Source organism: Myroides oncorhynchi, assembly GCF_020905415.1.
In the GTDB taxonomy this organism is placed as follows: domain Bacteria; phylum Bacteroidota; class Bacteroidia; order Flavobacteriales; family Flavobacteriaceae; genus Flavobacterium; species Flavobacterium oncorhynchi_A.
This window is the reverse complement of the sequence record NZ_JAJJMP010000001.1, coordinates 2,411,526-2,434,152: the sequence shown is the minus strand read 5'-3', so window position 1 is coordinate 2,434,152 and position 22,627 is coordinate 2,411,526. Positions and strand designations below refer to the sequence as shown.

At 34.3% G+C, this 22,627-nt stretch carries 21 protein-coding genes; 10 read left to right on the top strand and 11 right to left on the bottom strand.

The window, feature by feature from the left end; translation table 11 throughout:
- Positions 1–47: 47 nt before the first annotated feature.
- From LNQ81_RS10815 to LNQ81_RS10805, 3 genes are all read right to left on the bottom strand, one after another.
- Positions 48–722, bottom strand: coding sequence for a DUF2461 domain-containing protein (locus tag LNQ81_RS10815; protein WP_229946636.1), 675 nt, complete (start codon positions 720–722; stop codon positions 48–50).
- Positions 719–1,216 carry a DNA-deoxyinosine glycosylase gene (locus LNQ81_RS10810; RefSeq protein WP_229946635.1) on the bottom strand — a complete coding sequence of 166 codons (498 nt, stop codon included), beginning with the start codon at positions 1,214–1,216 and terminating at the stop codon, positions 719–721. The genes LNQ81_RS10815 and LNQ81_RS10810 overlap by 4 nt, the downstream gene beginning before the upstream one ends.
- An 817-nt stretch (positions 1,217–2,033) precedes the next feature.
- Entirely contained in the window at positions 2,034–2,855 is an 822-nt protein-coding gene (locus tag LNQ81_RS10805) for a helix-turn-helix domain-containing protein (RefSeq protein ID WP_229946634.1), read from the bottom strand.
- 121 nt (positions 2,856–2,976) lie between these two features.
- On the opposite strand from LNQ81_RS10805, the gene LNQ81_RS10800 reads away from it, so the two are divergent.
- The gene (locus LNQ81_RS10800) at positions 2,977–3,900 is read left to right on the top strand and encodes a GNAT family N-acetyltransferase (protein WP_229946633.1); all 924 of its coding nucleotides are present in this window, start codon (positions 2,977–2,979) and stop codon (positions 3,898–3,900) included.
- A gap of 64 nt (positions 3,901–3,964) precedes the next feature.
- Here LNQ81_RS10800 and pdxY read toward each other — a convergent pair whose 3' ends face one another.
- From pdxY to LNQ81_RS10785, 3 genes are all read right to left on the bottom strand, one after another.
- Positions 3,965–4,822 carry a pyridoxal kinase gene (gene pdxY / locus LNQ81_RS10795; protein WP_229946632.1) on the bottom strand — a complete coding sequence of 286 codons (858 nt, stop codon included), beginning with the start codon at positions 4,820–4,822 and terminating at the stop codon, positions 3,965–3,967.
- A gap of 195 nt (positions 4,823–5,017) precedes the next feature.
- The gene (locus LNQ81_RS10790; RefSeq protein WP_229946631.1) at positions 5,018–6,085 is read right to left on the bottom strand and encodes an SDR family oxidoreductase; all 1,068 of its coding nucleotides are present in this window, start codon (positions 6,083–6,085) and stop codon (positions 5,018–5,020) included.
- Between the two features lie 90 nt (positions 6,086–6,175).
- Entirely contained in the window at positions 6,176–6,748 is a 573-nt protein-coding gene (locus LNQ81_RS10785; protein ID WP_229946628.1) for a Crp/Fnr family transcriptional regulator, read from the bottom strand.
- 82 nt (positions 6,749–6,830) lie between these two features.
- On the opposite strand from LNQ81_RS10785, the gene LNQ81_RS10780 reads away from it, so the two are divergent.
- From LNQ81_RS10780 to LNQ81_RS10770, 3 genes are read left to right on the top strand one after another with little or no spacing between them, the layout of a single operon-like run.
- Positions 6,831–7,205 (top strand): hypothetical protein, encoded by a 375-nt coding sequence (locus LNQ81_RS10780; protein WP_229946626.1) that lies wholly within the window; start codon positions 6,831–6,833, stop codon positions 7,203–7,205.
- A gap of 11 nt (positions 7,206–7,216) precedes the next feature.
- Positions 7,217–7,873, top strand: coding sequence for a hypothetical protein (locus LNQ81_RS10775; protein ID WP_229946623.1), 657 nt, complete (start codon positions 7,217–7,219; stop codon positions 7,871–7,873).
- Between the two features lie 9 nt (positions 7,874–7,882).
- A complete protein-coding gene (locus LNQ81_RS10770) occupies positions 7,883–8,371 on the top strand; it encodes a GNAT family N-acetyltransferase (protein WP_229946621.1) in 489 nt (162 codons plus the stop codon).
- 12 nt (positions 8,372–8,383) lie between these two features.
- Here LNQ81_RS10770 and LNQ81_RS10765 read toward each other — a convergent pair whose 3' ends face one another.
- The 3 genes from LNQ81_RS10765 to dnaK all read right to left on the bottom strand — a co-directional run bounded on the left by LNQ81_RS10765 (position 8,384) and on the right by dnaK (position 10,998).
- On the bottom strand, positions 8,384–8,728 hold the full coding sequence (locus LNQ81_RS10765) for a type II toxin-antitoxin system RelE/ParE family toxin (RefSeq protein WP_229946619.1): 345 nt from the start codon (positions 8,726–8,728) through the stop codon (positions 8,384–8,386).
- A gap of 4 nt (positions 8,729–8,732) precedes the next feature.
- Positions 8,733–8,969 (bottom strand): hypothetical protein, encoded by a 237-nt coding sequence (locus tag LNQ81_RS10760; protein WP_229946617.1) that lies wholly within the window; start codon positions 8,967–8,969, stop codon positions 8,733–8,735.
- Positions 8,970–9,102: 133 nt separating this feature from the next.
- A complete protein-coding gene (gene dnaK / locus LNQ81_RS10755; protein WP_229946615.1) occupies positions 9,103–10,998 on the bottom strand; it encodes a molecular chaperone DnaK in 1,896 nt (631 codons plus the stop codon).
- A gap of 1,061 nt (positions 10,999–12,059) precedes the next feature.
- Between dnaK and LNQ81_RS10750 the strand changes: the two genes are divergently transcribed.
- The 5 genes from LNQ81_RS10750 (at position 12,060) to LNQ81_RS10730 (ending at position 17,464) form a co-directional block, all read left to right on the top strand.
- Positions 12,060–13,484 (top strand): L-serine ammonia-lyase, encoded by a 1,425-nt coding sequence (locus LNQ81_RS10750; RefSeq protein WP_229946613.1) that lies wholly within the window; start codon positions 12,060–12,062, stop codon positions 13,482–13,484.
- Positions 13,485–13,488: 4 nt separating this feature from the next.
- Positions 13,489–14,667 (top strand): SH3 domain-containing protein, encoded by a 1,179-nt coding sequence (locus LNQ81_RS10745; protein ID WP_229946612.1) that lies wholly within the window; start codon positions 13,489–13,491, stop codon positions 14,665–14,667.
- A gap of 54 nt (positions 14,668–14,721) precedes the next feature.
- Positions 14,722–15,540, top strand: coding sequence for a 3-methyl-2-oxobutanoate hydroxymethyltransferase (panB, locus tag LNQ81_RS10740; protein WP_121965489.1), 819 nt, complete (start codon positions 14,722–14,724; stop codon positions 15,538–15,540).
- A 78-nt stretch (positions 15,541–15,618) separates the two neighbouring features.
- Complete coding sequence (locus LNQ81_RS10735) at positions 15,619–16,317, top strand: RluA family pseudouridine synthase (protein WP_229946610.1); 699 nt, start codon at positions 15,619–15,621, stop codon at positions 16,315–16,317.
- 70 nt (positions 16,318–16,387) lie between these two features.
- The gene (locus LNQ81_RS10730) at positions 16,388–17,464 is read left to right on the top strand and encodes a hypothetical protein (RefSeq protein ID WP_229946608.1); all 1,077 of its coding nucleotides are present in this window, start codon (positions 16,388–16,390) and stop codon (positions 17,462–17,464) included.
- A 65-nt stretch (positions 17,465–17,529) separates the two neighbouring features.
- On the opposite strand, the gene LNQ81_RS10725 is transcribed toward LNQ81_RS10730, so the two are convergent.
- Both LNQ81_RS10725 and LNQ81_RS10720 read right to left on the bottom strand, forming a co-directional pair.
- On the bottom strand, positions 17,530–18,372 hold the full coding sequence (locus LNQ81_RS10725; RefSeq protein ID WP_229946606.1) for a sulfurtransferase: 843 nt from the start codon (positions 18,370–18,372) through the stop codon (positions 17,530–17,532).
- 34 nt (positions 18,373–18,406) lie between these two features.
- Positions 18,407–19,357 (bottom strand): hypothetical protein, encoded by a 951-nt coding sequence (locus LNQ81_RS10720; protein ID WP_229946605.1) that lies wholly within the window; start codon positions 19,355–19,357, stop codon positions 18,407–18,409.
- Positions 19,358–19,601: 244 nt separating this feature from the next.
- Here LNQ81_RS10720 and LNQ81_RS10715 point away from each other — a divergent pair, with 244 nt between their 5' ends.
- Entirely contained in the window at positions 19,602–22,136 is a 2,535-nt protein-coding gene (locus LNQ81_RS10715; RefSeq protein ID WP_229946603.1) for a heavy metal translocating P-type ATPase, read from the top strand.
- The last annotated feature ends 491 nt before the right edge of the window (positions 22,137–22,627 follow it).

The window sequence follows — 22,627 nt, the reverse complement described above, 5'->3', positions numbered from 1 at the left end:
TTCTCAGTTTCCTGTTCTCAGTTTCCTGTTTCCTTAAACAAACCCCTCTACTCATACAGACTCACCCCATTCACATCGGTAGTCAGTATATCTGACATATAGTCAAACAGTGGTCTCATCGCTATAAATGTCTTGATAACTTCCTCTTTAAAATTAGATGCTAACACCTCTTTATCTGTGAACGAACGCATCACTAGATACTGCTTCTTACGCAATAAGTCGATAGCAGGATGCTCCTTGTCAAATCCCTTAGGAGCAGTCTTTAATTCTCCCCCTTGTAGTTCTCCAAAGTACTGCTGGAATTGTTCTTCTGCTATAATCTCACGAAGTTCACTATCGTCCATAGCGATTTCCTTACGGATACGCAATAAATCTTCCTTATTAGGTTCCCAAAAACCACCTCCTACAAAACTTCTACCTGGCTCTATATTCACATAATATCCTCCTCTAAGCATCGGCTTAGTACGTCCTAAATGCAATCCAAAATAAGTTTTATAAGGTGTCTTGTCCTTCGAGAAGCGCACATCTCTATAAATGCGGTGTACATGTAATAGATCTATACTATCATGCTGTAACATCTCATCGTGTACTACTTTAAAGAAAGCCTTCACCTCAGCGAATAACTTATCGAACTCTGGCTTATGATCTGCAAACCAAGGTTTATTATTATTCTGACTTAACGTCACTAAGAAGTCTATATGTTCTTTTTTTAAATGTTTCATACTTTATTTTTTAATTCTTGCCAATGAGTTACTTTCTCTTGAAAACTCATTCTTGCATTTGCTCCACTCGGCGAAGGTAAAGTTAGTAAAGATACCCCCTCTATCTGCCCTACGTATTTATCGAAATATTGTCTTGCTTTTTGACTGGAGAATACGATTGTACGGATATTAGGATATTCTATTAGTAATCCCTTAATATCGTTAACTTCTTCTGCTATGATATCACTGTCTAAACTACTCTTGCGTTCGCAAGACTGCAAGACATCCCATAAGGCTATCCCATTGCGCTGAAGCAAATCGAGCTTATCCTTATACACATCGCTATAGTCTTCTCGAAAAACACTAAATATTATCTTCCAAAACACATTCAGCTTATTGCCGTAATACTCCTGAAAGTCTAACGATTTAATACTCGGCATCGTACCTAATATCAATACTTTAGCTTCATCAAAAACTACAGGTTGAAAAGAATGTATTCTATTTACTTCACTCATATTCCAAAGATATTAATTTTTATCTCAACGAAATAGTTATCAATTCTTTATTGCTTATTTTGCTATAATTTAGAACAATTCCTTAATCTTCATTTTCTTTAAAAATTGTTTTAGAGCACATCTCTTATTTTTGATAAGCACAGTATTCCTTCTACTACAGCACGTTAAACCCTGATTCCACATTAGCCAAATACTACAAAGCAATTCTACTACATATCTCTTTCATTAGTTCTTAAACCATACTATAGTATGCTTTACTCACTAATTCAGAGCTATTTTGTATAATTACTTTTTGTTTATATGTCTATCGCGGAATCTGGGTTTAAAAAAGCATCCCTATTTTTTTACTTTTCATTTAAAAAAGCGCGATAAAACAGCTATTAAAAAGATTATTTACTCACTTTTTTTACAAAAACACCCTAAAAAATTGCTTGTTACATAAATATTTCAAAAAAGAGGTGCATTTTTTTTAATATCAAAAAACAATTAAAACACTATATACAAACACATTAATCCTAAACAACCTCTATTGTATTAAAACAACAAACAGCTCTCAAACCTAGTAAATACAGGCATTGTTTTGATTTTCTTCGACAATATATGGACAATAACCTGAGAATGGTAGACTAGAAAGGTTGTTTGTCCAAGAAATGTTCTTTTACTCTCCAGTTATCCTCCTCTTATCTAAAACTAAAATATACTGAGGATTCTATCTAAACTGAAATAGGATAGTATCCACATAAAAATTACGCGGTTCAAATCGTATCGCTAAGATTACTCTAGGAGGAATGAATAAACTAAATCCTAAACTGACAGCCTATAAATGCGCTTGTCTATAGGCTAAGGGAGATAGTCCTGTAGATTTTTTAAAATAACGACAGAAGCTGGTCGTATCTAAAAACTGAAGCTCTTCAGCTATTGTGTAGATAGGTTTATCAGTTGCGATAAGATAAGACTGCGCTTGAGTGAGTACTAACTCATTAATAATAGCAGACACAGTCTTACCTGTCTGCCTGCGTACCAAAGTCGTTAGGTACTTAGGAGTAAGCTTTAATTGATCAGCGTAGAACTGCACTGTATGTTCTGCTAAATAATGCTGATGAACCAAGTTATACAGTCTAAAAACGGTTGTTTCTTTCTTAGAACTTGGTTTCAACTTTACCTCATCTTGTTCATAGAATCGGTTGATATGAGCGATTAAAGAATACAATAAATACTTCATCGCATCAGGATAAAAAACAGATGTATCTGTACTGCGATTAGCCAACAACAATTGGTAATAATCTATAAAAACTTTTTGATCACCTTCATTCAAATGAATAATAGGGTGTCTGACCAACTCGTTTAAAAACTGATAATTAGTAGGTAGAATAAGGTCTTTAATACTATCAAGATCAAACAGCACACATAGATACTTCCCCTTGCTTTCTGAAGTGGGAATAGAGAACAAACGCTGTGGAAATACTGTCAATAGAGAACCTACTGTGAATGTTTCTGTTCGGTTGTCTACTTTGAGCTCATTACTTCCCTCCATACAATAAGACAGCAGTATTCCTTTCTCTCTATGTGTAGTAGTAGAAAATAAAGAGGGAATAATATTATCTGATATTACCATCCGAATAGGAAAATGTTGACTCATCACACTGTAGTTAATAAGTCAAAGTTAACAATAAAAACAACGTATTGCACATTTATTAAACAATACTGTCAATAGATAAGTAAGGTATTATTCAGAACTTTGCACCAAATAAATAAGAACTATGACCAGTAAATCAGTAATTATAAAAGATACATCTTATACCCTGTATATCAACTATCAAGATGATGAACAAAAACGAAAAGAGTTCAATAGAATGTGTCAGGAAGTATGGGAGTTTGACTTCGAAGCATATTACCAATCGGGATATTGGGGAGAAGACTGTATACTGTTTTCATTATTTCTAGATACTAAAATAGTAGCACATACGACTTTAAGCCTATTCGAAATAACGAAGGATAAGAAAATGTATAAAGCAGGACAATTAGGTACGGTGATGACAGAACCAGCCCATCAAAACAAAGGTTTATCAAGATTCTTATTAGAATACATAGAAGTAGAATACAAAGATATAGTAACAGGCTACTTCTTGTTTGCAAACGATACAGTACTAGACTTCTACCCAAAATTTGGGTATGTGCCTGTACAAGAGTATCAAGCTACACTAAAGACGAATATGAAATCTTCTACTCTATCGAGTTTAGAGAAATTAGATTTAGACAACCCTGCATCACTTGCTTTATTTGAAGAATATGTCAAAAATGGATATACATATAATAGGCTAAATACTAAAAATGTAGGCTTGGCTTTCTTTTATTGTTATGCTAATTTAGATTTTGGTTTTAAAAACTCTATTTATTATAGCAAAGCATTGGATGCCATTATCATCTATGAGCAAGAAGAAAGTGAGCTAACGATCTATTCTATTTACCAAGGAGATCACCATGTCAAACAACTCGATGCAATAATAAATGCATGCTGCACAGAAGAGACACAGACTATCTATTTTGCTTTTAACCCTGAGATAGGACAAGCTACTTATAGTTTATACAAAGAAGATGATGATATCACACTGATGGTGACAAAAGAGTTAATAGGCTTATTCTCTGATCAGAAGACTATGGTAGCTTCGTTATCACATACATAAGTCCTTAATATTCTAGGTTAAATAAGAAAGGTAGTACGATATGATATCATACTGCCTTTCTGTTTTATTTATACTTTACTGCCAGCACATCTTGTGCTTGTAAGATAGCCATGGCATTCATCTCCTTTAATCCGTGCTGATGAACATATCTCAATACTTCAGACAAGAAGTTCATACTAATCTGTATAGCTTCTTCTATCGTACGACCTTTCGTTAGCTGTGCAGAAAATGTTCCGGTGAACAAATCTCCTGTTCCTACTACTTCTACAGGTATATTATCAGCATAAAAATGAGTCAACTCACTTTGATTAATCAAGATGACTTCTACTTGATGATTAATATTCTCTTTCATTTCTGCTGTAGTCAAAACAATGATTTTAGAAGACAATACCTCATCTGCCTGTACAGCTACTATTAGCTCTTGCTCATTCGTTATACGCTTACCTAAAAGGTATTCTAATTCGAAGTGATTAGGAGTCAAGATATCACTTAACGCTAATAATTGTTCTTTAGAATAATCTGCCTGTTCTTTAGGAATATACAGTCCATCTGTACGCGTATCTCCAAATACGGGATCATAGATATAGGTGATAGTATGCTCTGCTTTTAATTGTTTTATAAACTCTGCTGTCGCATCTATTATCTCTTTGCTCTTTAAGTATCCACTTACTACATACTGCGTAAGTTGAGCAGTGTTAATTTCTAATACTCCACGAGCCAATTTCTCGAACAATTCTTTAGGCACTGCTTCTCCATAATAAACGGGCTTGTCTGTGTGACTTGATAAAAGAATGGTAGGCATCGCTACACAATTAATTCCGTGAAGCTGTATAGCAAAACTAGCTGAGTTATTCCCCACATATCCAGTAGAGACAGTACTCTGTATAGATATAATATGAGGATCTATTGTGTTATTTGTCATGATAATGAAATGAGAAAACACTTCTATACTCTTATCTATTTACTTCTGTAAGACAAAGAAGATATACAACTGTGCTTCTTAAATTATTTTTTACAAAAATACAACTATAATCAGCAAGCGAGATAGTCCAGTTTAAATAAAATTGATTGAAATAATATCAATAAAAAAGCAAACCGAAGTCTGCTTAATTCTATCTTATGGTATAAGACGTTCTGCTTTTAATTGTTCAAATAATTCTATAAAAGAGTCTTTTGTTGGTTTAAAAGTTGTAAAGCCTAACTTCCTACTTTTAGACATATCAGTAATTACTTCTATAGGGCGCCCTAAATCTGCATCTGTATGCCATGGAGAAACTAATATATCTAAATCCATAGTTTGTAGTTTATGCTTCGCTATAACAGTCTTCCATACCTCACTCTTCTGCAATAAGGCTACCTCTAATGGTCTGATAGTATCCTTATACCCTTCAAAAGGTATGTCAAAATAGTTAGCTATTTCTTCCCATAAACACTTCCATCTAAACACATCTCCATTGGTAACATTGAAGGCTTGATTCTTAGCTGTATCAGTAGTAGATGCCCATACCAACTGTTTTGCTAATACGCCCGCATCTGTTACATCTGATACCCCATTCCACTGTGCTTCTGATCCTGGCCACACCATAGGAAGACCTTCTTCCTTACATATACTCGTATACACAGCAAGTGTAATCCCCATATTCATCAGATTACCTACTGCATGCCCTATCAAAGTATGAGGTCTATGTACACTCCAAGTAAAGCCGTCTCTCTTAGATGCTTTATACACTTCATCTTCTTGAGCATAATAGAAATTCTCTAATTCTAATCGAGGGTGTTCTTCTCTAACTGGTGTGATAGGTAGGATACCAGATTTCACATAAGATTCAAAAGGACCTAAATAATGTTTTAATCCAGTCACTAAAGCTACATGTTTTACTCTCTGTTTAGGAGATAATACATCTAGTAAGTTCCTTACTAAAGTAGCATTGACAATGATATTCTCTGCCTCTGTGTCCTTGCGCATCCATGTGGTAAAATAAACATGGGTAGGCGCTATATCTTGTAAGGCTATAGCTAAACCTTCTGTATCTAATAAGTCTGCAGCGATGGGAACGACTCCATCTACAATCCCTTTTGGATTTCTTGCTAATCCATATACTGTCCAATCTTGAGCGATTAGTTCTTTTGCTAGATTACTACCAGCAATACCACTAACGCCTACTACTAATGCTTTGTTCTTCATGATTCATTTCTTTGAAGACAAAGCTAAAGCAAGTAAAATAGCTGTGCATTGACCTAAGATAAGTCAATCCCTTGATCTAGATCAAGTAGATTACTTCATTTTTTTCTTAATACGACTAATTGTTTCTGGGGTCAGACCTAAATAAGAAGCTAAAAGATGCTGTGGAATACGGTTGACTAAGTCAGGATAACAAATAATGATTTGCGCGTACTTCTCCTCTGCATTATAGGCTATATTACTCAGTATACGTCTATCTTTATTCGCTAAGCTACGTTCATAGAATATTCTGAAGTAGTTACTCATTACAGGCATATCTATCACTATTCTATCATAGTCTTCCTTACTTATAAGTAGTAATTCCGCTTCTTCTAAAGCATCAATGTTCAACTCTCCTTTTTTACCTGTAAAGAAACTATAAGAATCTGCCATCCACCAGCCTTCCCAACCAATGAAGTTAATATTCTCTATCCTTTTTTCGTCTATCACATAAGACTTCAGTACTCCTTTCACAACAAAAGCCATGTGCTTACACACGTCTCCTTCTTGCAATAAGTATTGCTTTCTCCTTAGTTTTTTAACTGTAAAATAATCTCCTAAACGAACAGTTTCTTCTTTAGTCAACTGTACTTTTTCTTGAATGTGTTGAATTAATAGCTCAAACATAATAAGTCATATAACATCATATCAACAAAAATAAGTTTTTTAAAACTGCTTTTGATTACCTTTAGCTATTCATTATAACATTATGCCGATTATATCTCAACAAAACTTACTTATTCCTTATCCGCAAAAAGTAGCACTATCTATACAGTTTGATTATGCTATCGTGGATATACACAATAGTTTTGATTACTTAGAAGAACTATGGGAGGATATTGTTTTGACGATTGCAAATGCTTTTAATGACAGAGGAATTAGTATTCTAGAGGGTACAACCAATATCAATGAGGACTATACTGTTATCAGCTATGAAGTGGTAATATTAGCTGTACCTCCCAATATTAATTTCTCATTTATACATGACGAACTTATAACTAATGAACTACCACATCAGTTACTATTAACTACTCCAAATCATTACAATAATGAGGAGCTTGATATATTATTACAAACAAAATAATCTAGACTATTATGAAATTGAACACAACAAATAGAGCTGACTTACCTAATCCTAAAGTATTAAAAGAACTGTGTAAATCACTTGCTACATTAGATGCTATACTATGTCAAGATTGGGAATATAGATACTATTTATACAATCATATTTGGTCTGATGATGAAGAATTCTTTCAGATGCGAGATGGTGAAGGCAATGATATGGTTATACTGTTTAGAGTAGATGGAACAATAATCAATGGATTTGACCATGAACTATATGATTTTGAGAAAAACCTCCCTAATAAAGAAGATCTAACAGCAGGACTTCCTAATCAATACATAGAGTTTATTTTTGGAGAGTATATTAGTGGTATTGGTACAACTTATTGTATCTGGAGTGATAACAACCAACAATGGACAATAGGCCAGGTAGATAATGAGGAGGATGGTTCAGATGATCAATTATACATCTTTGACAATAATCCGGAAACATACATTAATTGGGCAACCAACTATTACTTCGATGAAGAAGAAGAGTCTATGACAGCTGAAAAGAAAGAGATTATCAGACAAATTTATCAAGGTAAGACACTAACTAAAGAAATGATATTAACTCTAAATTCTGAATTAGAAGATTGGGAATTACTAAAAGAGGACATTAATGACATTGGTTATCCGTCTACCATTTAAGCTATTACTATGATAAAACCACTTACAACAGCTTATCTATCTCAAGCGTTAGAAGTGCTTGATATTGTAAAAAATCATATGATAAAACAAGGTCTTGATCAATGGGATGAACACTATCCTAATCAGGAGACCTTGACTACTGATCTACATAAACAACAAGCCTATATCTATTTAGAACATGGAGAGATACTTGCTTATGTGGTGCTAAATGAAGAATATGATGTAGAATACGATGATTTGGTTTGGTCTACAAAGACACCATTTCTCGTTATTCACAGATTATTTGTTCATCCTATAGCACAGGGCAAAGGTATATCAAGCCAAATGATCCTCTATGCAGAACAATATGCTAAGGAACATAAGTACCCCTCTATACGCTTTGATGCTTATTCTCTTAATGATACAGCTAATGCAGTATACCTTAAAAAAGGTTATACACACGTAGGAACTGTTACATTTAGAAAAGGGGTATTCAACTGCTATGAGAAAGCTTTATAAAAAACCGAGCCTTTACAGACTCGGTTTACTATTCTTTCTCAGACTTTCTTCTCTATCTTCATTGACATACATCTTGTAAGGAGATTGCTTGGTATGAAAGATATCCAGAATAACAATACTCTCTTCAGTTACCTCATATAGAATTTTATACTCATAAACTAAGAGATATCTTCTCTCGAATCGACTATACATCATACCTTCTTTCTGTCCTAAATAAGGAAAATTAATTAACTGCTTGATTGCTGTAATAATATTATCCTTTACCTCTTTAGCCTTGCTTACACTGACATGATTAACATAATAGAAGTATATATTCCTTAATTGACTAGTTGCAAAATCAGATAATATTATTTTCATACTACTACCATTTAGCACTCATCTCTTCTACTTCCTCTAAGGTATAATACCTTCCCTCTTCATAATCTTTACGAGATATAGCTAATCTGCGCTCTAACTCTTCTTCAGACATAGGCGTAAACATATCCTTTCCTACATTTTTAAGAGAGCTTACATATTCACTTATCCTATCGATTAAGTCCTCATCATTTATATCCTTAAGGAAGCTTACTAACTGTTCTCTTTTTGTTTCTATACTCATAACCTATTCATTTACAACACAAAGTTAATCATAACATTTTAAAATAAAATATAACAATCAAACTTTACCTCATAAAAAAACCGAGCCTATACAGACTCGGTTTCTCTCTTTATAACTATAAAACGGGGAGGAATTATTTTACCTCTTCGTATTCTACATCTTGTGTACCATCAGCATCACCACCTTGGTTAGGTTGTCCTTGTTCAGGAGCACCGTGTCCACCTTCAGCTTGTGCTTTGTACATTTCTTCAGAAGCAGCTTTCCAAGCTTCGTTTATTTTATCTAAAGCTGGTTGAATAGTATCTACATTTTTAGTTTCAAAAGCAGTTTTTAATTCTGCTAAAGCTCCTTCGATGTTAGACTTATTACCATCAGATAATTTATCTCCGAATTCTTTTAACTGTTTCTCTGTTTGGAATATCATAGCATCAGCTTCGTTGATTTTTTCAACAGACTCTTTCGCTTTTTTATCAGCATCAGCATTCGCCTCAGCTTCTTGTTTCATTCTTTGGATTTCTTCTTCAGTTAATCCAGATGAAGCCTCGATACGAATATCATGAGATTTACCAGTTCCTTTATCTGTAGCAGATACTTTGATTAAACCGTTTGCATCGATATCGAAAGTTACTTCGATTTGAGGAACACCTCTTTGTGCAGGTGGTAAACCATCTAAATGGAAACGACCAATTGTCTTGTTATCAGTAGCCATTGGTCTTTCTCCTTGTAATACGTGGATTTCAACCGATGGTTGGTTATCCGCTGCAGTAGAAAACACTTGTGATTTCTTAGTAGGAATCGTTGTGTTAGACTCAATCAACTTAGTGAATACGCCTCCCATAGTTTCGATACCTAATGAAAGTGGCGTAACGTCTAATAACAATACGTCTTTTACATCTCCTGTTAATACTCCTCCTTGAATAGCAGCACCGATAGCAACTACCTCATCAGGGTTAACTCCTTTATGTGGTTTTTTACCGAAGAACTTCTCTACTTCTTCTTGGATTCTTGGGATACGTGTAGAACCTCCTACTAAGATTACCTCATCGATATCTGATTTAGATAAACCAGCATCTTTTAAAGCTTTCTCACATGGAAGCATAGAACGACGTACTAACTCATCAGACAATTGCTCAAATTTAGCTCTTGTTAATGTTTGTACCAAGTGTTTTGGTCCAGAAGCAGTAGCTGTTACATAAGGTAAGTTAATCTCTGTTTGTGTTGCAGATGATAACTCAACTTTAGCTTTCTCAGCAGCTTCTTTTAAACGTTGTAATGCCATAGCATCTTGACGTAAATCTACACCTTCAGCAGCTTTAAACTCTTCTGCTAACCAGTTGATGATTACATTATCAAAGTCATCTCCACCTAAGTGAGTATCTCCATTAGTAGATAATACTTCGAATACACCATCTCCTAACTCAAGGATAGAGATATCGAATGTACCACCACCTAAGTCATATACTACTACTTTTTGATCTTTTCCTGTTTTGTCTAATCCGTATGCTAACGCAGCCGCAGTAGGCTCGTTGATAATACGTCTTACTTTTAATCCTGCGATTTCTCCTGCTTCTTTGGTCGCTTGACGTTGTGCGTCATTAAAGTAAGCTGGCACAGTGATTACTGCTTCTGATACTTCTTGTCCTAAGAAATCTTCAGCTGTTTTTTTCATTTTTTGCAAAGTCATCGCAGAGATCTCTTGTGGAGTATATAGACGTCCGTCGATATCTACACGTGGAGTGTCGTTATCTCCTTTAACTACTTTGTAAGGTACTGAAGATGTCTCTTTCGCAGCCTCACTATATCTCTCTCCCATAAAACGTTTGATAGAAGCAACCGTTTTTGTTGGGTTAGTTACAGCCTGACGTTTTGCAGGATCACCTACTTTAATCTCTCCACCTTCTACGAAAGCTACGATAGATGGTGTAGTTCTTTTTCCTTCAGCGTTTGAAATTACTACTGGCTCATTTCCTTCCATTACAGAAACACAAGAGTTTGTAGTTCCTAAGTCAATACCAATTATTTTACTCATAATATTTTCTATAGTTTATTTTTATACTTAATTCATTGTCGTGAGCATCAAGCTCGGTTACTCTTAAACAATCTTTATGCCAACAGAAAAAAGGATTGATTTTGTCTGTTTTTAGTCAGTTTTAGGCATTCTATAATGTCACAATGTCACTTTTAAGCCTTTCTACGATCATCTTATCGCCTTTTCCGTCAGTTTATATTGTCAGTACACTTGCTCCTAAAAGAGCACTTAACTACTTTTTATCCTTTGTAAAAATATAATTCACTTTAATGCCCTTCTATCAGATCTGCTCATTTCTATTTCATAATTTTGCACTTGATACTCATTTCTATTTCATTAGAAATCAATGATCCTATTTCATAAAGATTAAGCTTATTTTACCCTATCCCATTCCAAAAACACTTTATTAATAGCTTTTTTTTAAAATTGTTCCTATCTTCATTCATATGAATGTATACTGACAGCATTGTTAGAACATAGTGACTCCATTAAAAAACCTGTTTTAATGGAGTCACTATGGACTCATCCACACCAAAACTGCATAAAAATCCCTATTCTAGCCTACTAACAAATGATAAGATTATTTTTAAATATTGACCTAGAAGAATGGTCTTAAAAATTCCAATAAACCTAATATTCATTGCTTTGCAAAGATATTAATTTAATATTAAGATTTTACTACGCCCTTAATTTATCTTGAGTAAGAGATTTATCGATAATTCACTAGGTATAGATATTAAACCCACATTACATTAGCCAAATACTACAAAGCAAATTTACTTAATAACTCTTTCATTATTTCTATAATCACACTATAGTATGCTGAAATCACTAATTCAGACCTATCTTGTATAATTACTTTTTGTTCATATGTCTATCGCATAATCTAGATTTAAAACAAATGCGAGATAATAGTCTCAAGGAGCATTAAACTAATTATCAGATAGTACTAAGTAGTATATCGTTAGAATGTACTTCTCAACTTGCGTTAAATAAGTCTCTAAAAGTTGTCTCTGATTAGAATTTAGCTATCTTCGTATTATTAAACTCACTACTATTTTATGGAATGTATTTCTGTATTTGATATGCTAAAGATTGGTGTAGGACCATCGAGTTCACACACTTTAGGCCCTTGGAGAGCTGCAGAGCTATTTTTAAAAGAATTGCGCGAACGCAATATCTTTGACCAAGTTTCATCTTTAAAAATCGACTTATTTGGTTCACTATCTCTGACTGGAGTTGGGCATGCTACTGACTTAGCGGTTATGCTAGGACTTAGCGGAGCTGATCCAGAATATGTTCCTATAGACGATATTAGTGGTATTATTGAACAAATCAATGTTTCTCAATCACTTCTATTAGGAGGTAAAACATCTATACACTTTATTCCTAAAGAACACATTGTATTTAATAGAAACTTTTTGCCATTTCACGCTAATGGAATGACTTTTTCTGTTATATATGGTGAACATAACATCTATGAATCTACCTTCTACTCTATTGGTGGAGGATTTGTTGTTAAAGAAGAAAGTGTTGAGAATATAGAAAACGAGGAGATTAAAGCAACTTTCCCTTTCCCAATTGAGAAAGCTACCGAATTATTAGCATACTGTAAAGAACAGAATATGTCTGTATCTGAGATAGTATATGAGAACGAAAAATCTATACGCACTGAGGAGGAGATACACCATGAGTTAATGCGTGTATGGAATACAATGCTAGAGTGTATGTATATAGGTTGTCATACCGAGGGGGTCTTACCTGGAGGACTTAATGTACGTAGACGCGCTTATGATACACATACTAAACTTAAAGGAGATTTACCTTATAACACACCTCAAGAGTGGCTACAAACCATCAGAAAAACGAAAGTTTACTTTAGACAAATTCTAAAATGGGTAAGCTGCTTTGCTTTAGCGGTAAATGAGGTAAACGCATCTCTAGGTCGTGTAGTAACAGCTCCTACTAATGGTAGTGCTGGTGTTATCCCAGCAGTATTAATGTATTATCTAGTAATAGAAAATCACAAAGCAGGCGAAAAAGAAATCAAACAATTTCTGATGGTAGCTGGCGAGATAGGTAGTATATTTAAAAAAGGAGCAACAATTTCTGCAGCAATGGGAGGATGTCAAGCAGAAATTGGAGTATCTAGTGCTATGGCTGCTGGAGCGCTATGTGAAATGATGGGAGGAACACCAGAACAAGTGACCGTTGCTGCTGAAATAGCAATGGAACACCACCTAGGCTTAACATGCGATCCTATTGGAGGATTAGTACAAGTACCTTGTATTGAACGTAACACAATGGGAGCAATTAAAGCAATCAATGCTGCAGAGCTAGCTTTAGATACTGACCCTAAAAATGCAAAAGTACCTTTGGATAAAGTTGTAAATACAATGTGGGAAACTGCAAAAGACATGAATAATAAATACAAAGAGACTTCAGAAGGAGGTCTTGCTGTGGCTGTAAACTTATCAGACTGCTAAGAAAATGAAAAACACCTTCAGAATATTATGCTTATTAATCTCATCAGTTGCGTTGGGACAAAACCAATTATATGTAACCACTCCTACTGTAGCGTACGATGATGCTAATGGATCTACACAAATAGGTGTATATGTACGTGGAGCATATTTAGAAAATATAGAAAAAATAAATAAAGATGTATTCAAAATAACAACGGAAAACCTTGGTATTACATACATCTTAGATGGTAAGAACCTAAAAACTATCACATCTAGCGAGGATGAGATTGAAAAATCTCCTTCACCTATTATAGACTTTGATGATTATTATGGCAGTCCTCATCTATTTACACTAGTAGGGGGACTTAAAGTTAGAACAGCTCCAAATCATCAAGCTGAAACATTGGGGGTACTTTATAATGGTACTCCTGTAGGAATTAATTACTATCCTTACGATAAGGAAGCATGGATCAAAATCACGTTTAATGAAGGGCAAGGATATATCCCTGTGAAGTATCTTGGTAAAAGGCCTATATTAAATAACCTTATCACAAACTATAAAAAAGCTACTGATCCTAAAGAACAAAAAAGACTAGTGCAACGCATCGTAGAACTAGGATGGAATAGTACTGATGAAGAAGCCGCAAAAGCTTTATTAGTGTTTGCAGACTTTGCTGAGAGAAATGGACAACCAGAGAAAGCTACTATTGCTAGATTACAATCTGAAGTACTAAAAGCTTCTCCTGAGGAAGAAATGTACGATAAGATATTAGCGATGGTGAGCAAAAAACAACTTGGTTTTACGTTAAATAATGTGATAGAACCAACAAAAGGTTTTAGCTTAGCCACATTAGAGAAAGCTTTTGGAAGAATTAAAGAAAGCTATTCTAACTTAGATGATTGTGCTCTTGATAATTATGAAAGCAATATTAAGTTCAATAATGCTGAATGTATCGGTCATGATGTTAATAAAACTTATACCTTAAGAATAGTTAATATCGCCAATGGTGCAGGTTTTAAGATAAACAATAGCATCTTAAACGAAAATACAACTGAGAAAGAATTTTTAAAAATTGGAAAGGGATTAATTAACTTAATTCTATCTACTGAAAAAGCTTATCAAATACCTATAGGTGATTCAGCATATCGATTCACATTTGCAGAAGGTAAGTTAAGTAAGGTAGAGTTAATATATTTCTGTTAGTCTTACTTCTAATATTTATATATTATTTTATAATAACCCAAAAAAACAAGAAAAATGTCTGTAGCAAAAAAGGACTATAAAAAAGTGACAACTAAGTCGCTAATAGATATGAAAGCCAACGGAGAGAAGATATCAATGCTTACGTGTTATGACTACTCTATGGCCAAAGTATTAGAAGCAGGTGGAGTTGACGTTATGCTTGTAGGAGATTCTGCTAGTAACGTTATGGCTGGTCATGAGACTACCTTACCGATCACACTAGATCAGATGATCTATCACGCACAGTCTGTAGTACGTGGAGCTGACAGAGCGCTAATTGTTGTGGATTTACCATTTGGTTCTTACCAATCTGATCCTAAAGAAGCATTGCGTTCAGCTATTCGTATTATGAAAGAAAGTGGAGCTCACGCTGTCAAGATGGAAGGTGGAGAAGAAATCAGAGATGGTATTAAGCGTATCTTAGATGCTGGTATTCCTGTGATGGGACACTTAGGTCTTACTCCTCAGTCTATTTATAAATTTGGTACATATACTGTAAGAGCGAAAGAAGAAGAAGAAGCTAACCAACTTATCAAAGATGCTAAGATGTTAGAAGAGATAGGGTGTTTCTCATTAGTATTAGAGAAGATTCCTGCTTCACTAGCGAAAAAAGTAGCTGAGAGCATCTCTATACCTGTTATTGGTATCGGTGCTGGTAATGGCGTAGATGGACAAGTATTAGTTATCCATGATATGATCGGTCTTACACATGAATTTAGTCCTAAATTCTTACGTCGTTATATGAATATCTATGAAGATATGAAAAACGCAGTAGCACAATATGTTGATGATGTAAAAGCTGTTGACTTCCCTAACGAGAAAGAACAGTACTAGAATAAATTTACTTATTTAAAATACAGAGAATATCCTTTTTACATATAAAAAGGATATTTTTGTTTAAAATTATTACAGATGAAAATTGTCTCTACACCCGAAAACCTACAAGTACTCCATGAAGATAACCATATTATCATTATAAATAAACGTGTAGGTGATCTAGTACAAGGTGATCAGACAGGCGATATGCCGTTAAGCGAAATAGTAAAGCTTTACTTAAAAAAGAAACACAACAAACCTGGTGAAGTATACCTAGGCGTTATACACCGTCTAGATCGTCCTACATCAGGGTTAGTAGTATTCGCTAAAACGTCAAAAGCACTAACGCGATTAAACGAATCTTTTAAAAATAGAGAGACGCAAAAGACCTATTGGGCAGTGGTAAAAGACGCACCTCCTAAGGTAGAAGATACGCTAGAACACTTCTTAGTAAGAAACCCTAAGAATAACACTTCGAAAGCGCATAAAAAAGAAGTTCCTAATAGCAAGAAAGCTAGACTTACTTATACAATGTTTCACCAGTTAAAGAACTACTCTGCTTTAGAGATAGACTTATACACTGGAAGACATCATCAGATACGCTGTCAGTTAGCCGCAGTAGGTTGTCCTATTAAAGGAGATCTAAAGTATGGAGCAGATAGAAGTAATCCTGATGGAGGTATACACTTACACGCTCGTAAGCTTACGTTTATTCATCCTGTGACTAAAGAGAGTATGACTATCATTGCTCCTACTCCTGATGAAGTGATATGGAATAATATAGAACCTAAATAATATGAAAGGCTATTCAGAGAAGAATAGCCTTTTCTAATTTAATGTATATTCGTATTAAAAATTGCAACAGATGAAAATCGAAAAGAAAGGCACTTACACAATTACCACAGAAGAGACTATCCTCTCTGCTGCGATATCTAAAGAGAATGAAATAGTAATGGTACTGAGTAATGGTGATCTAGCAAGGTATAACTTCCTGTCTAATGAGACTATTAAAGTATCTAGTCTAAAAGATAGTATGGGGTATACAGATAATGGCTTTGAGTTAACTGAGCCTATCTCTATTTATACACTAGATGATATCATCGTTATAGTCAATAACTTTAAACGTCATGGTTATGTATTTAACCCTAAACAAGAATATAGATTACACTTATGGAGGGGGGATTATCACACTAATATTACTAAATACCCTATCTCATTATATAAAAATGATAACGACGTACCACATCTTATCTATGCTGATGATTGGAACCGTGTACAGATAATGAATCTAGATACTCGACAGGTGCTTACCGCTGCTAAGTCTTTAATAGAAGAAGGTGCTGAAGAAAAACATATTGAGTTTCATAAAACACATGAAGAAAGTAACAAACTAGCTTGGCCTAGTACTTATGACTATTTCTATGGTGAATTAAAAATTTCTCCTGATAATAAACACTTTCTGAGTTCTGGATGGGTATGGGGGTCATTCGACTATATAAAAGCTTACAATATTAATCATTTCATCATTGACAATAGGATAAAAGACATCAATATTTATGGAGGTGAACATGAGTCAAGACAAATATGTTGGATTAATGCCAATACAGTTGCTATCGAACATGATCCTTATGTGGAAGGTGATGACGAAGCTACCAAGGAAACTTTAAAAGAAATTCACTTATACCAGATAAAAGAAAATACTTCTACCCTATTAAACAAAATACAAATACAACTAAAAAATATCAAATACCACAATATGTACTTTGACACTACACTAGATGCCTTCGTATTAATCAACTCAAATGAAGCTGTATATATCGTTTCAAGAACAGGAGATGTACTACATCAAGATAATACTATTCGTACTAGTGCATATAACACTACTTATCAGCAGTTCTTAGAGTTTAATGAGAAGAGTGTAACTATTTATAAACTAGTATAATTAAAACAAAGATTTTAAAACAGTAATAATACAAAAGGACTGTCTTTTCAGACAGTCCTTTTGTATTACTTATCAGTAGCAATAGTCTTACCACTTCTAGACCATTCACTCCATGAGCCAACATATAACTTAGGAGTTGGTAATCCCGCTGCTGTAATAGCTAATAAAGTATGACAGGCAGTAATACCTGAGCCACAGTGAACTGCACTATTTTCTGCTGAGTAATTATTTAACACTGCAGAATACTTCTCTCTTAATAACTCTTCACTTAAGAATAGTCCTTCACTATCTAGATTAGACATATAGGGAATATTAACCGCACCAGGAATATGTCCTGCTACGGTATCTATAGGTTCTGAGATTCCTTTATATCTATTCTCCTCACGCACATCGATTACGATATAATCTTCGCGCTCTGTATTAGCTTCTATCTCATTAATATCAGCTAATGGCAACTGCCATACAGTAGTAGGATATACCCCTACTTCACTTATTTTTACTTTATTGTTATTGACTAGATAACCTACTTTTTCTGCAGCGGCCATCCCTCCACTTAATACTTGTACCTTTTGATGTCCTACTGCTGTAAGCATCCACCAAAAGCGCGCTGCTGAATTACCACCGAATACAGTATCATAAATAATCACATGACTATCTGGTGTTATCCCTAAGTCTTGAAGACTTTGTCCAAACTTCTCTACAGAAGGCAAGGGATGTCTCCCTCCCTTAGAAGCATCCTCTCCTATCTCTGCCAACTGCGTATTCCCATCTACGAATATTGATCCGTCTAAATGTTGGTTGTCATAATTCTCTCTCGCGACTTTACTATTGGTAGCATCTATCAATACAAATGAAGTATTAGAGTGTTTTAATGCTCGTAGTTCTTGTGGTGTAATAATTGGTTTCATCTATTTACATGGTTTGTTTTTGGTTACATTATTTTTATAAACTAGGAGGAACAACAATCTTAGCAATGCTTACATTAAAAGATGAGAAGTCTTTATTTTCCTTAATTAAGACAAATGCTTTTGTAGCTAATATAGAAGTTTCGTCTTCTATAAGTTTACGTTTAACAGCCATACTTGCTTGATAGATCATCTGAATACTATGCTCTGATTCTGATAATTCTACTTCTAGCTTTAAGATTCCCTGTTCTTCTGCTACCCAGTAAGGCATTACTTTATTAATAACAGGATTAAAAGACTTACTACTATAAGCTATCACAGACTTAGGTAGAATACGTTCGCCAGATATCACAGATGGCTTGCGAGTATATATAATCTTCTCTACTGCATAACCCGCTATTTCGCTAACCTCACCAGTAGCTACTCGATCGTACTTATCTAAGGTAATATTCGTTTGCAACTGTTCTGCTTCTAGAAAATCTTTACCATAGCTAAAGTTTAGCTTCGTATTAGGCACTATGGTAGACCCAGCATATCCTTGTCCTTCTTCTAGTAATTCATTCCATCTATTCTCTAATATATAACTAACTCCCTCTCCTTTAAAAATCACCTCATAGCCCGCCACATAGATATTATTTTTTAAGAATGGAAATGTGCCATATCTAGTGATAAAGCCAGGATTAGCCTTTAAAAAGAAACTTAAATACTCCGCTTGCTCAGTAGGTAATTGACTAATATACTTCTTCGCTAATTCCTTACTATACAAAGGATCCTCACTTATCGCTCTAATAAACTCATCAACTATAGTATCGCTAAAAGACATCTGATAAGTCAGTGCTCCTTCTTCAAACTTACCTAAGACTTCTACATTATCTGATTTTAAACCATCCTCTACTACAACTATCTCATTAACAATACTTTTTCCTTCCTTTTTACAGCCTATTAGTAATAATCCAATAACGAATATTCCTGTACCTACTCTTCTCATATTCTCTTTGTTTCAAAAAACTAAAATACAAAAAAACTACTCTTACCTGGCCTATTTCTCTTTTAAATCTACATGATTTCGACTATCATTAAAGTACTTATCAAATGAATATGAAATAACAGTATAGTAATCACTATGAACTCACAGGTATCCAAAAAGATATAACCCTTCATCATAATTGTATAACAACTAAACTGTCTTTTTATTCGTACTTTGTATAAGTAAATAAGAATACCTTATAGATATGAAAAAAGAATATAAAGTAAGTGGTATGAGCTGTAATGGTTGTAGAACCAAAATAGAAGATACACTTAATGAATTGCACGGTATTAAAGCTGAAGTCTCTTTAGAAAAAGAATATGCTAACATAGAATCACATCACGATATAGATACATTAACCTTGCAAAAAGCATTGCTTCAAAAAGGAAACTATATTTTACAAGAGATAGTGACTAAAGAAGATGGTACGCAAGAGATACTTCCTGCATTAGAAATAAGTGAGGAAGATATGTATCAACAAGAATTACCTGAAGGTATGGCTGATAAAGCGGGTAAATACTTCTGTCCTATGCTATGTGAGGGAGATAAAGTATATGATACCAATGTAGGATGCCCTGTGTGTGGAATGAACTTAGAACAAATACCTGCTCCTAAAATAGAAAAGACTGTATATTACTGTCCAATGCTGTGTGAGGGAGATAAAACGTATGACAAACCAGGTAACTGTCCTAAATGTGGGATGAATCTAGTCCCTAAAACAATAATGGTAGAACAGGAAGACACTACATACACTGATATGCTTAAGAAGTTGCGTATATCAGTTGGTTTTACTATTCCTGTCTTTATACTAGCCATGGGGTCTATGATACCAGGTGATCCGATCGGTAAGATAGTACCACACGAGTGGAATAATTATATACAGATGTTGTTTACTATTCCAGTAGTATGGGTATGTTGGATGTTCTTTACTAGAGCGTGGACTTCATTCAAAACTTGGAATCTGAATATGTTTAGTTTGATTGGATTAGGATCAGCTGCTGGTTTACTATTCAGTGTAGTAGCCCTATTCTTCCCAGACTTGTTTCCTCAAGATTTCAAAGGAGAACATGGTATACATCTTTATTTTGAATCTGTTGCAGTTATCCTAACGCTAGTATTAGTTGGGCAAGTAATGGAGGCTAAAGCACATAGCCGTACTAATACAGCTATCAAAGAATTATTAAAACTATCACCTACTGAAGCTACTTTAGTAACTGACAGTGGTGAAGAAGTAATCCAAATAGAGAAAATAATAAAAGGGGATCGCCTGCGTGTAAAACCAGGAGAAAAAATACCTGTAGATGGTGTGATCAGCGAAGGAGAATCTAGTATAGATGAATCTATGATTACAGGAGAACCTATCCCTGTACACAAGGTAAAAGACGATAGAGTAGTCTCTGGTACAATCAACGGAAATAGTTCATTCATTATGACTGCAGAAAAAGTAGGTAATGAAACTCTATTAGCACAGATCATCGAAATGGTGAATAACGCAAGTAGATCTAGAGCCCCTATCCAGAAGTTAGCAGATCAGGTAGCGAAGTACTTCGTACCTATCGTCGTTCTGATTTCTATAGCGACATTTATTCTATGGAAAGTTATGGGACCTGAGCCTAGACTTGCTTACGCATTCGTAAATGCGCTTGCTGTATTAATTATCGCTTGTCCATGTGCGTTAGGATTAGCTACTCCTATGTCTATTATGGTAGGTATCGGTAAGGGAGCTCAAAATGGGATTCTAATAAAGAATGCTGAAGCTTTAGAAACAGCCAATAAAGTAAATGTATTAATCACTGACAAAACAGGTACCCTTACAGAAGGAAAACCTTCAGTAGAGAAAATAGTAAGTGTACACCCTGATTATACTGAAGAGGAGTTATTAATGCTTACAGCTTCATTAAATCAAAATAGTGAGCACGCACTGGCTACTTCATTTACTAATAAAGCGAAAGAACAAAAGATGCAGTTAACTCCTGTCAAAATGTTTAATAACATCACAGGAAAAGGAATACAAGGTGTGGTAGATAAAAAGCGTGTTTCTCTAGGGAATAAAGCGCTTATGGAAGTAGTACAAGCTGAAATAACAGCTAGTATTCTACCACAAGTAGAAAAAGAACAAAACTTAGGAAAAACTGTGTCGTATATAGCAGAAGGAAATACAATCATCGGATACGCTGTACTGTTTGACAAAATAAAAGAAAGTAGTAAACAAGCTGTAAAACAATTACAAGACAAAGGTATCGAAGTGATTATGATCACTGGTGATAACCCTAATACAGCTAAGGCTGTAGCTAATGAATTAGGTATTAAACATTTCTTAGCTGAAGCGATGCCTGAAGACAAATTAAATGAAATCAAAAAATTACAAGAACAAGGCAAAATTGTTGCAATGGCAGGTGATGGAATAAATGATGCTCCTGCTCTAGCACAGGCCAATGTAGGTATCTCGATGGGTACAGGTACTGATGTAGCTATAGAAAGTGCTGAAGTAACTTTATTGCAAGGAGATTTAATAGGTATACCAAAAGCAATTAATTTAAGTCATGGAGTAATGAAGAATATTAAACAAAACTTGTTCTTCGCATTTATCTATAACAGTGTAGGAATACCAATAGCAGCGGGGATATTATATCCAATGTTTGGTATTGTATTATCTCCTATGATAGCAGCTGTAGCGATGAGTTTTAGTTCTGTCTCTGTTATTACTAACTCATTAAGACTTAAAAACATTAAACTTTAATCATCATTTTTTTATAATACCTTTCATTTTTTAAGTCGGAGCGATAGCAATAGCTCCGACTTTTTTTGTGTGACTAGTCCTAAAAGAAGAAAGCCAAGGCTAACTATCCTTGGCTTTTTTTACCTTAAAAACTAAAATTGTGAACACAAATACCAATTATTAGTTGAGTAAGCCTAAAAAAGGCCATCCTTACGAATGGCCTAATCAGAATCATCTATATAAGAAAAAACAAGTCCCCACTCTGTTTTTTAATAATAATTTAGATAACCTGCTTAATATTTTCTTGCTTAGCAAATGCTAATGTACTAAAAAAACATCAATATTAACATAAAAACAAAGTCAATACATAAAATTAATATATTAACAACAAATCAATCATTAAAATAACATTAAATATAACAATACAACCTACATATATAAAGTTTATTAACAAATACATGATAATACAAAAAAAACAAAAATACTTATATGTTGTAAATTCAATAGACTAT